This window comes from Aeromonas sp. MdU4, assembly GCF_041929505.1.
GTDB lineage: Bacteria > Pseudomonadota > Gammaproteobacteria > Enterobacterales > Aeromonadaceae > Aeromonas.
Genome location: NZ_JBHFMW010000005.1, coordinates 122,528 through 132,742, shown reverse-complemented (window position 1 = coordinate 132,742; position 10,215 = coordinate 122,528). Strand labels below are relative to the sequence as shown.

Below are 10,215 nucleotides of genomic sequence, written 5' to 3'. Positions count from 1 at the left end.
CCGCGTCCGAATTGTCACCCTCAAGCCGAGCAGTAGCTTGATGGCGTTTGTCTGCTTTCGATTGTTTACACAATCGCACGCTGACTAAAAAAGTTGGTTGCGGGGGCCAGATTTGAACTGACGACCTTCGGGTTATGAGCCCGACGAGCTACCGAGCTGCTCCACCCCGCGTCCGAATTTTTCTCGAAATGGCCGAGCAGTAGCCAATTCGTTCTTCCTTTATTGCCAACCGATTCATCTGATTTGCAGTGCCGGAACTCAGATGGTTGCGGGGGCCGGATTTGAACCGACGACCTTCGGGTTATGAGCCCGACGAGCTACCGAGCTGCTCCACCCCGCGTCTGAGGTCGCCAATAATAGGCGCCAGCGCACAGATTGCAAGTAAATATCTCAAAAAAAGTTTATTCGTAGATTAATCGGACAAACAGTGCGGACATTAACAGCATCATGCTGTTTTTTCAGGCAAACGAGTCCAGACAAACCATCCCACACTACACTCAGTAAGATAATCAATCCTCGTTTTGGGTAGGTATAATATGCGCATCTCAGCCGGTCACTGCCGTCAGTTGGGGGCTACACCCGACAGTCACGGCGTCAACTTCGCGATCTGGGCTCGTCTGGCCAACAGGGTTGAACTGCTGCTCTTCGCCAGCGCCGAGGACAGCACTCCCGAAGTGATCCCGCTCTCGCCCCGCTTCAACCGTACCGCCTACTACTGGCATATCCATATCGAGGGTTTGCCAAGCGGGCAACGCTATGCCTATCGCATTCAAGGCCCGTGGCGCCCCTACTGTGGCACCCGCTTCGATGCTGACAAGGTGCTGCTCGATCCCTATGGCCGCAGCATCGAGCTCGGCCCCCACTACGACCGCTGGGCGGCGGCCCGCGCCGGCAGCAATCTGGCCTGTTGCGCCAAAAACCGGGTGGTCGATACCCGCAACTACAACTGGGAAGGGGATAAATTGCCCGCCCATTCCCTCTCCCGCTCGGTGATCTACGAGCTGCATCTGGGGGGCTTTACCAAGTCACCCAGCTCCGGGGTCGATCCGGCGCTGCGCGGTACCTATCTCGGGCTTATCGAGAAGATCCCTTATCTGCAATCCCTCGGCGTCACCGCCGTCGAGTTGCTGCCGGTGTTCCAGTTCGATCCCCAGGATGCCCCCAAAGGGTTATCCAACTACTGGGGTTACAGCCCCATGTCCTTTTTTGCTCCGCACGCCCAGTACGCCTGCGGTGATGATCCTCTCACCGAGTTTCGCGACATGGTCAAGGCGTTGCACCGTGCCAATATCGAAGTGATCCTCGATGTGGTCTACAACCACACCGCAGAGGGGGGAGAAGATGGCCCCACCTTCTCGTTTCGCGGCATCGACAACGAGGCCTACTACATCCTCGACAACAACCAGAAAGACACCAACTACTCCGGCTGCGGCAACACTTTCAACGGCGCCCACCCCGTGGTACTGCGGATGATCATGGACAGCCTCCACTTCTGGCGTCAGGAGATGCACGTCGATGGCTTCCGATTCGATCTGGCCGCCATCCTGTCGCGGGATGAATCGGGTCAGCCGCAAGCCAATGCCCCCACCCTGCGCACCATAGATACCGATCCCAACATCGCCGATATCAAGCTGATTGCCGAAGCCTGGGATGCCGGGGGACTCTATCAGGTGGGGTCGCTCGCCGGGGCCCGCTGGCGTGAATGGAATGGTCAGTTCAGGGATGATGTTCGCCGCTTCCTGCGCGGCGATGACAACAGCGTCACCACCTTTGTCGAGCGGCTGTGCGGCAGCCCAGACATCTACCACTACCACCACGCCGACCCCGAGAAGAGCATCAACTTCGTCACCTGCCACGATGGCTTTACCCTGTGGGACTGGGCCAGTTACAACGGCAAGCACAATGAAGCCAACGGGGAGGAGAACCGTGACGGCTGCGATCACAACTTCAGCTGGAACCACGGCCATGAAGGGATCACCGAAGATCCCCAGATCAACGCCCTGCGGATGCGTCAGGCCAAGAACATGATGGTGGCGACCTTGCTCTCGGTGGGCTCCCCCATGCTGCTGATGGGAGACGAGCTGCTGCGCACCCAGCGGGGCAACAACAACGGCTACTGTCAGGACAACGCCACCTGCTGGATGAACTGGCTGCCCAACGCCCGCGGTCAGGAGATGTTCCGCTTTATGAAAGAGCTGATCCAATACCGCAAACACCTGTTCCAACGGCCGGAGCAAGAGAGCATGCCGCTGTCGCTGACCGAGATCCTGCGTCACAGCGAGATCTGCTGGCACGGGGTCAACGCCATGCAGCCGGACTTCAGCCCCCACTCCCACGCCATCGCCATGTCGGCGCTGTCGAGCGAAACCAAGCTGGCACTCTATGTGCTGTTCAACGCCTACTGGGAGCCCCTTACCTTCAACCTGCCCAGCCCACCCAAGGGAGTCGGTGGTTACTGGCGGCGGATCCTCGATACCGCGCTCCCCTCGCCGCAAGACATCTGCACCTTCGGTATGCCGCTGGAGGGGCTGACCCGGGAGTATCTCGCCCAGCCACGCAGCAGTTGCCTCTTTATCTGTGGGGCCGACGACTTCTATTGATACATGCGATACCTGCAAGCCAGATATGCAAAAGCCCCGAGCCAAGGCTCGGGGCTTTCTCTTTTCTATGCCAGTTTCAACGCCAGCGTCAGACCAGCTGGTGCAGCACGCTGGTGGCAGCTATCTGGGCAATCAGCAGGCCACACAGGGAGGTAGAGACCACCACCGGTGCGGTATCACGCTGCAGATAGAGTGGGCTGAACCAGAGCAGCAGAGAGGCCACCAGCAACGCAGCCTGAGTCACCACCGCCGGGATCAGGGCATCGAGATTGGCCTCACTCCCTTGCCAGCCCACCAGCACCGCCAGCCAGATAAGGCTGACCATGGCACCAACCAGACCGGCCAGCGGCAGCAAGGTATTGAACGCGGTGAGGCGATGACGGGCTCGCAGCAACATCAAATGGGCAAACGCCGCCCCCAGCATCGCCATCTGCAGCAGACCACTCACCCAGCCCTGCAGTTGCAGCAGCCCGACGCCATACACAACGAGGGGCAACGCCGGTAACCAGAGCAGCGTCGAGGGGACTGAACGTTTGCCTTCCAGCCGGGATTGGGCGAGCGAGAGGCCGATCCCCGACACCAGCGCAATACCACCACTCCAGATGAGCCAGCTGGCCGCCTTGGCCTCCACCGCCAGCATCAAAGAGAGGGCGGTAATAACCCAGATGGAGAAGAGCTGCTGACTGATCCGCGAACGCTGGCCGGGGCAGAGATCACCGCGCCACAGCACGATGCCAAGGGCGATCAGCGCGCCAAGCGCCATCAGTCCGGTGAGGGGAAAGAGCCAAAAAGGGAGTTGGACGAACATGATGCCTCCAGCAGCAAGGATTCGAAGTGCGCCAGCGGGGCGCCAGAGAGGGGCGAGTATACCCAAACCGGCGGCCATCCCCAATCACGGCAAACAATCCTGCGGCAATTTGCCACCAGCTCGACCGTACCTTGAGCAGATCCATGGCCCGGCCATTGCGCAGCACCGGCTTCAGCCCTGACCGCGGGCCAGCGCCACCACCCGGGCAAACATCTGGCGGATCACCGGCGGAATATGGTCGGCACCTAGCCGCTCAGCCTCTTCCACCACCGCCAGCGCCATCCCCGGCTTACTGCGGTGATGGATCGCCTTGTTGATGATGTGGCTGGCGCTCCACATGGCGCGCCCACCCACCCCGGCCTCGCGCCGGAACACCGCCTCAAAGCCGTTGTGATAGAGGTAGTGCTCGATGTCGGCGGCAGGGAGCTGGGTCAGTCGGTCTCGCTCCCGCTCGCCCTTGAGCTGACCGCGGGCCGAGGCGGCATACTTGAGCCCCGCCTCGTCGCCATCGGTGAGCAAGTGCCACTCGATGCCAAAATCCCGCGCCACCTTGATCAGCGGCGACTGGCCGCACTGGGCAAATTCGATGATCCGCACCCCTTCGGCCCGCAAGCTGTAACCGCAGATCTGGGCCAGCTCGGAGAGCAGCCAGATCTCGGTCTCCCCCTCCACCAGCAGCCAGCAGCGGGCAAACAGCGACATGGGGCGGTTGATCCGCACATGGAAGGCGATCTTGCGCAGATCGTCGCTGCTGTAGCGTTCGCCGCCCAGCTGGTGACAGAGGATATCCTGCTGCCGCCGCACCAGTCGTCGTACCTGATTGAGCGGCAGGGAAGAGAGCAGATCTCCCGAGTTGGTGGTGAGCAGCTTCTGGCCCGGCAGTTGTTCCAGCAGCCCCCACGCCAGCGCCAGCATGGTCGGGTGAAGCCGACTTTCGGGATCTTCGAGGATCATGATGGGGCGGGCCCCCTCCTCCAGCTCGCGGTTGCCCCGCGCCTGCAACAGGGTCGCCGCCATCCCCGCCATCGCCAGTTGCAGCGCACGGTTATCGGCGCGGCGCAGCAGGGTATGCAGGTTGCCCGGATTGCGCAGGGTCATGGGGCGATTGATGATGTCGCGCTGACTGCGCGGCTTGTTCTTGATGGGAGCCAGGGCGTTGAAGTAGTGATCCATCAGCTGGCGCACCGCCTGCAGCGCCTCTTTGAGCTCCGGCTCGCCGATGCGCTGGGGTTCGTCGATCAGCTTGTCCGCCAACTCGCTCAGGCGATGCTCCGAGAGATCACCCCACTGCAGGGCCTCCACCCCGTTGCGGGCGGTGCGGGCATCGCGCAGCCGAAACACCGGGTTCATGGTGATCAGCAGGCAGACCAGCTCATGGGCGTTGGCGATGGGCAGGCTCTTGCCTACCCCGTCAAGAAAGTCGTGAATGGTGAGCACAGTTCCATCCGCCTGCAGCTCGGCGCTGGCGCGATAGTGAATACGGTGGAATTTGTCCTTGTGCAGCACCCAGGAGGGGCAGAGTCGGGCCAGCCGACGGGAGTGCTGGCACATCTGGGGTCTGTGCTCACTGAAGGTGAGCACCAGTTGCAGATGACGCGCCGGGGCCAGTTCGGGATCTTCCGGTTGGTGAAAATCCTCGGCGGTGAACTGATAGGGCTCGGCATCCTGCCCTAGCAGGCACCAGAGGGCGCGCAGCAGGCTCGATTTACCCCAGGTGTTCTCACCGATCAGCACTGTGGTGTGATCCAGCCCGAGCGAAAGGCGATTTATACCGCGAAAACCTTTGACTTCAATACGTTCCAGAAACATCCAGCCGCGTCCACATCATTGTGATGGGGCAATAGTGGCAAAGTTACCGGAAAAATCCTATCGGAGGTGGCGCTTTTTCAACGTGAACTGTGAGGCACTGCAGGTTCGGGAGGGGTAACAACGGCGGTGCGATCTTGCGGAGCATTCCAGTGGCTGAACCAGAGATGACGGGTACGGATTTGACGTTTGCGATAATTCAATGGGCATTCCTTTCAATGGATAAGTGGTAGAGAGTACACCTCTTTTGCTCAAAGTCTCAGGCTTATCTGTGACGGGAAGATGACAATTGCGCCCGCCACTGTCCCGGCGTCAAACCAAACGCCTCGCGAAAACGGTTGCCGAAATGGGCCTGCGAAGAGAAGCCGCACTGACTGGCGATGCTGGCCAGCGGCTCCGGGCCAGCCAGCAGTTGTTTGGCCCGTTTGAGCCGCAGCCCCAGCAAATAACGGTGAGGCGGGCAGCCGAGACTCTGGCCGAACATGCGGGCAAAGTGGTACTCGCTCAGCCCCGCTTGCTGGGCCAGCTCTGCCAGCGTCACCGAGTCGGCCAGATGGGCTTGCAGATACTCCTGCACCCGCTTGATCACCACGGGCGCCAGCCCACCACGCAGAGGCGGCAGACCGGGGGCCTCCTCGGTATGGTGGCGATAGGCGTGGAGGATCAACATCCAGGCACCGTGGGAAAGCGCCAGCCGATCGACCCCGTGCTGCCACTCCAGCTGCATCAGCTGGCGCTGCACCAACCCGGCCGCCTGCGGATCATCGATAAAAGTCTTATCTACCAGTTGCAGGTGGCGCCCCTCCTTGTCACACACCTCCTCGGCGATGCGGGTGAGGTGAGCCGGGGTGAAGTAGAGGTGGAAGAAGCGAAACTCCTCGCGCACCAGCCATTCGGATCTGTGGTGATCCGGCATGATGCACACCTTGCCAGTGCCACCGTGGCCACCCGGCCCATCGAGTCGCTCGGTCTGCTCGCCCCCTTGCAGATAGACGCTCAGGGTATGGTGGCCCGGCTTGTGATAGCGGGTCTGGTCATAGCAGTTGCGCCAGCTGGCCACCCCGAGCCCGGGTTCGAGCCAGCAGGCGTCCTCCAGCCGGGCGCCGGTGCTGACCAGTGCATCAAATACCCCTGCTATTTTCATTCACCCCGCCGCCTGCTCTGGTTATGTGTACGGGTTATCCCGCTTGCCATCCATCTTACCGACCACACCCGCAGATGACAGCGCAGGACGATGAAAAACCGCAAGATGGTGTAATCCAGCGATCAGGGCTCGCCCCATAGTGGGTCATCCCTCCCCCTGACTCACCGGAACTGTGATGAACCTGATGCTCTATCTTGCCACCGTGCTTATCTGGGGCAGCACCTGGATTGCCATCGCCTGGCAACTTGGCCCCATTCCCATCGAGGTGTCGGTGCTCTACCGCTTCCTGCTGGCGGCGGTGGCGCTGTTTGCCCTGCTCACTGCCAGCGGCCGCTTTCCGCGCCTGCCGTGGCACGGCCAGCGCTACGCCGCGCTGCTTGGCGCCCTGCTCTTTTCCACCAACTTTCTCTGCTTCTACCACGCCACCCGCTACATTCCGAGTGGCATGTCGGCAGTGATATTTGCCAGCGCCAGCATCTTCAATGGCCTCAACCTCTGGCTGTTCGAGCGCAAGCGTCCCACCCTGCGCTGGCTGCAAGGCTCCATGCTGGGGCTTCTGGGTACCCTGCTGCTGTTCTGGCCGGTACTGGCGGATGCGCAACTGGGTGCAAACGGCTGGAAGGGACTGCTGCTCGCCTGCGGCGGCACCCTCTGCTTTTCGCTGGGCAATCTGGTCTCGGCCCGGGGCCAGCGCCACGGCTACCATGTACTGCAACTGGTGCCCTGGGGCATGGTTTACGGCGTCCTGCTGTTGCTGGGCTGGGTCACACTGCTCGGCCAACAGCTGGTGGTACCGACCGATAGCCACTATCTGGCGGCCATGGTCTATCTCGCCCTGTTTGGCTCGGTGATCGCCTTTACCGCCTACCTGACCCTGGTAGGGCGCATCGGTGCCAGCAAGGCATCCTACGCCACCGTGCTCTTTCCGCTGGTAGCGCTCACCCTCTCCACCTTGTACGAAGGCTTTGTCTGGCAGCCGGTCTCGGTAGTCGGAGTGGTGATCAGCCTGATCGGCAATCTGGTGATCTTCGCGCCACACCTCAGCGAATGGCGCATTCGACCAGCCAAGGCAGCAAACGACACTTGCTCCTGAGGCGGTCAGCCCCTAAGGTAGCGCAGATCCCATCGGTGGCGATCCGGATAGCGATAAAAAGGGGGCACTATGTTACTGGAAGGGCTGGAGACACTCAGCCTGCTGGCAAGCGAAGGGACCATGGCCAAGGTGGCCAGTCGCCTCTACATCAGCCAGTCGGCGGTGAGCAAGCGGATTGCCCAACTGGAGCTGCGCCTCGGCAAGAAGCTGATCGAGCCGGAGGGGCGCCAGATCCGGCTCACCCCGCAGGCGCAAGAGCTGCTGGAGCGGGTGGCGCCGAGCCTTGCCGAGATGAAGGGGGTGCTGGCCGATAGCCAGGATCTGGCGGATCACAGCCCCCTCCCCGTCGCCTGCTCCGAAACCCTGCTGGCGGGCTACCTCGCCCACTTTATGCGCGGCTACCTGAGCCGCGACCCGCATCTCGCCCTCTCTACCCACCACACCCCGGTGATTCTGGCCCGGGTGCGCAGCGGCGATGCCCTGCTCGGCATCTGCGCCGGACGCCTCCCGCCCGGCCACGGCCTCGGGGCCGAGTTGCTATTGGAGGAGCCCTTCTATCTGGTGGGGGAAGCGCTGCAGAGCCTGCCCCCTGCCGCCGGGGGGCAGAGGCGCAAGATCCTCACCATGGATCTGGAGAACCCGTCCAACCGCTATCTGCGCGAACCGCTGGCAAATATGGGGCTGGAACCCGCCATGGAGCTCGACTCCTATCTGGCGATGATTGAGCTGGCCAAGGCGGGGATTGGCCCGGTGCTGCTGCCCGCCGGCCTGCTGGCGCTGGTGGGGGAACAGGGGGAGATGGCGCGTCCACTACCCGGACTGGGGCGCCCGCTCCATCTGGTCTACCGGCAGAGCAGCCTCAAGCGCGAGCGAATTGCCAAACTGGTGAACGCCCTGCGCAAACACTTCGACCACTACCGCGACACGCCGCGCTAGTTGTGTAAACACGCCAGTAATGACAACGGGGCCCAAGGGCCCCGTAAAAGTCAGATGTGTCGCACACTCACCGCGACTCAGATCCAGGCAAACAGCTCTGGATACTGACTCCAGACCAGCTTGGCAGACATCAGCAGGGAGACGGTTACCAGCAGCGGCTTGATCAGCTTCACCCCTTGCTTAAGCACCATTTTGGAGCCGAACCGTGCCCCGACAAACTGCCCCAGCGCCATGCAGAAACCGACGCTCCACACCACCTTGCCGCCGAGGGCGAAAAACAGCAGGGAGGCGATGTTGGAGGTGAAGTTGAGCAGCTTGGTATGAGCGGTGGCCCGCGCCATGCCAAAGCCCGCCAGCGCCACAAACCCGATGGCAAAGAATGAACCGGTACCCGGCCCGAAGAAGCCGTCATAAAAGCCGACCCCGCCCCCCACCAGCAGCGCAAACAACATGGGAGTCAGGCGGCGGGAGCTCTCGGCATCGCTCACCCGTGGCGAAAAGAAGAAGTAGCAGGCAAAGGCCATCAGCAGGAAGGGGAGCAAACGCTCGAGAATGGCGGCGTCGATGGTCTGCACCGCCAGGGTGCCCACCGCCGCACCGATAAAGGTGCAGATCACCGCGGGCCAGATCATCGCCCACTCCAGCAGCCCCTTGCGGGCATAAAACCAGGTGGCGGAGAAGGAGCCAAAACTGCTCTGCAACTTGTTGGTGCCGAGCACCAGCGCGGGGGGCATGCCGGTAGCGAGCAGAGCAGGCACCGTCAACAAGCCGCCGCCACCGGCGATGGCATCGATAAAGCCAGCGATAAGCGCCACCCCAAACAGGGCAAACAGGGTAACCAGTTCCAATTCCATCCATAGACCTCACAAACTTGGGTTCCCCGCACAGAGGGGCAACCGGGGCGAACAAAAACGGGGTTGTGCAGGGTGCTGCACAGGCTGTCCGCTATCCTAGCGGGCCAGAGTCCATGAATCTAACGAAACAATGGCAGCCAATTGATTCCTGATTTTCATTGATTTGTGCTGCCAGCACCCTGCTCCAACCCTCAGAAGGCCCGTTACCGCACCGGTGACGCGACTTCCGCGTCCTTGATGGCCGCCAGCGCCGCACACAGATGAGCCTCATCGGCACCGGGGAAACGGCTGACCCGCCCGGCCATGTAGCGGCTGCTGAACAGATTGAACCAGTGCTGCAGTGCCTGCCCCGCCTTGAGCTCCCCCGCCACTTCCAGCACGCAGGCCGCCACTTCCGCGGTGCAGAGGTGCTCGTCGCAGTTGGCCACCCGCATGCCATAAGTCGAGAGCGCATCAGGCTTGATGGCCAGCACCGGAAAACCGTCGAGATAGGGGCTCTTGTTGAACATCTTGCGCGCCTCGGGCCAGGTGCCGTCGAGCAGGATAAAGAGCGGCTTCTTGCCCGGCGCCAGCGTCACCTCGCCAGTCAAACGGGCAGGCTCCTTTTCACAGGCGGGAAAGACCACATAGGGCTGCCAGGCGGGATCGGCCAGCAACGCCAGCAATTCGGGATGGGGCTGGGTGCGCGACCAGAGAAAGGCCCAGGTGCTATCCGGCAACACATCGGCAATGAGGCGGCCAGTGTTGGAGGGCTTCATCGGCTCGCTGTCATACATCAGCAGGCAGAAACCGGCCTCCGCTTTGAGCTCGGGGCGCCACTCGCAGGCACACCAGTCCTCGCGCAGCTGACAGGCTGGACAACGGGCCAGGGTGCCACCACGGGCGAGAAACGGTCGGGTAGAGATACTCTTGCGCCAGGCCCGCAGGCGATTGACGGCGTGATCAGGAACAGGCTTCATCTAGGTTCACAACTG

The 10,215-nt window shown here is 61.8% G+C and carries 8 protein-coding genes and 2 tRNA genes; 3 read left to right on the top strand and 7 right to left on the bottom strand.

What is annotated here, in order from left to right; all coding sequences use genetic code 11:
* Positions 1–94 precede the first annotated feature (94 nt).
* Together ACE1BR_RS03630 and ACE1BR_RS03625 are read right to left on the bottom strand one after the other, a co-directional pair.
* A tRNA-Met gene (locus ACE1BR_RS03630) sits at positions 95–171 on the bottom strand.
* A 92-nt stretch (positions 172–263) separates the two neighbouring features.
* Positions 264–340, bottom strand: a tRNA-Met gene (locus tag ACE1BR_RS03625).
* Between the two features lie 196 nt (positions 341–536).
* Between ACE1BR_RS03625 and glgX the strand changes: the two genes are divergently transcribed.
* Complete coding sequence (gene glgX, locus ACE1BR_RS03620; protein WP_374867710.1) at positions 537–2,600, top strand: glycogen debranching protein GlgX; 2,064 nt, start codon at positions 537–539, stop codon at positions 2,598–2,600.
* Positions 2,601–2,688: 88 nt separating this feature from the next.
* Here the strand turns inward: glgX and ACE1BR_RS03615 are convergent, their stop codons facing one another.
* The 3 genes from ACE1BR_RS03615 to ACE1BR_RS03605 all read right to left on the bottom strand — a co-directional run bounded on the left by ACE1BR_RS03615 (position 2,689) and on the right by ACE1BR_RS03605 (position 6,358).
* A complete protein-coding gene (locus ACE1BR_RS03615) occupies positions 2,689–3,408 on the bottom strand; it encodes a hypothetical protein (protein WP_374867708.1) in 720 nt (239 codons plus the stop codon).
* A gap of 171 nt (positions 3,409–3,579) precedes the next feature.
* Positions 3,580–5,217: an ATP-dependent endonuclease gene (locus tag ACE1BR_RS03610; protein ID WP_374867706.1), complete on the bottom strand. Its 1,638-nt coding sequence runs from the start codon at positions 5,215–5,217 to the stop codon at positions 3,580–3,582.
* 262 nt (positions 5,218–5,479) lie between these two features.
* Positions 5,480–6,358, bottom strand: a complete 879-nt coding sequence (locus ACE1BR_RS03605; protein ID WP_374867704.1) for a helix-turn-helix domain-containing protein — start codon at positions 6,356–6,358, stop codon at positions 5,480–5,482.
* Between the two features lie 175 nt (positions 6,359–6,533).
* Here ACE1BR_RS03605 and ACE1BR_RS03600 point away from each other — a divergent pair, with 175 nt between their 5' ends.
* Both ACE1BR_RS03600 and ACE1BR_RS03595 read left to right on the top strand, forming a co-directional pair.
* A complete protein-coding gene (locus ACE1BR_RS03600) occupies positions 6,534–7,451 on the top strand; it encodes a DMT family transporter (RefSeq protein WP_374867702.1) in 918 nt (305 codons plus the stop codon).
* Between the two features lie 69 nt (positions 7,452–7,520).
* Positions 7,521–8,387: a LysR family transcriptional regulator gene (locus ACE1BR_RS03595; RefSeq protein ID WP_374867700.1), complete on the top strand. Its 867-nt coding sequence runs from the start codon at positions 7,521–7,523 to the stop codon at positions 8,385–8,387.
* 77 nt (positions 8,388–8,464) lie between these two features.
* On the opposite strand, the gene ACE1BR_RS03590 is transcribed toward ACE1BR_RS03595, so the two are convergent.
* Positions 8,465–9,241 carry a TSUP family transporter gene (locus ACE1BR_RS03590; protein WP_374867698.1) on the bottom strand — a complete coding sequence of 259 codons (777 nt, stop codon included), beginning with the start codon at positions 9,239–9,241 and terminating at the stop codon, positions 8,465–8,467.
* A 203-nt stretch (positions 9,242–9,444) separates the two neighbouring features.
* Positions 9,445–10,200 carry a tRNA-uridine aminocarboxypropyltransferase gene (locus ACE1BR_RS03585; protein WP_374867696.1) on the bottom strand — a complete coding sequence of 252 codons (756 nt, stop codon included), beginning with the start codon at positions 10,198–10,200 and terminating at the stop codon, positions 9,445–9,447.
* Between the last annotated feature and the right edge of the window lie 15 nt (positions 10,201–10,215).

Coding starts and splice junctions, on each gene's coding strand:
- ACE1BR_RS03595 (WP_374867700.1), top strand. CDS start 7,521: ATGTTACTGGAAGGGCTGGAGACACTCAGCCTGCTGGCAAGCGAAGGG.
- ACE1BR_RS03590 (WP_374867698.1), bottom strand. CDS start 9,241: ATGGAATTGGAACTGGTTACCCTGTTTGCCCTGTTTGGGGTGGCGCTT.
- ACE1BR_RS03585 (WP_374867696.1), bottom strand. CDS start 10,200: ATGAAGCCTGTTCCTGATCACGCCGTCAATCGCCTGCGGGCCTGGCGC.
- ACE1BR_RS03615 (WP_374867708.1), bottom strand. CDS start 3,408: ATGTTCGTCCAACTCCCTTTTTGGCTCTTTCCCCTCACCGGACTGATG.
- ACE1BR_RS03610 (WP_374867706.1), bottom strand. CDS start 5,217: ATGTTTCTGGAACGTATTGAAGTCAAAGGTTTTCGCGGTATAAATCGC.
- ACE1BR_RS03600 (WP_374867702.1), top strand. CDS start 6,534: ATGAACCTGATGCTCTATCTTGCCACCGTGCTTATCTGGGGCAGCACC.
- ACE1BR_RS03605 (WP_374867704.1), bottom strand. CDS start 6,358: ATGAAAATAGCAGGGGTATTTGATGCACTGGTCAGCACCGGCGCCCGG.
- glgX (WP_374867710.1), top strand. CDS start 537: ATGCGCATCTCAGCCGGTCACTGCCGTCAGTTGGGGGCTACACCCGAC.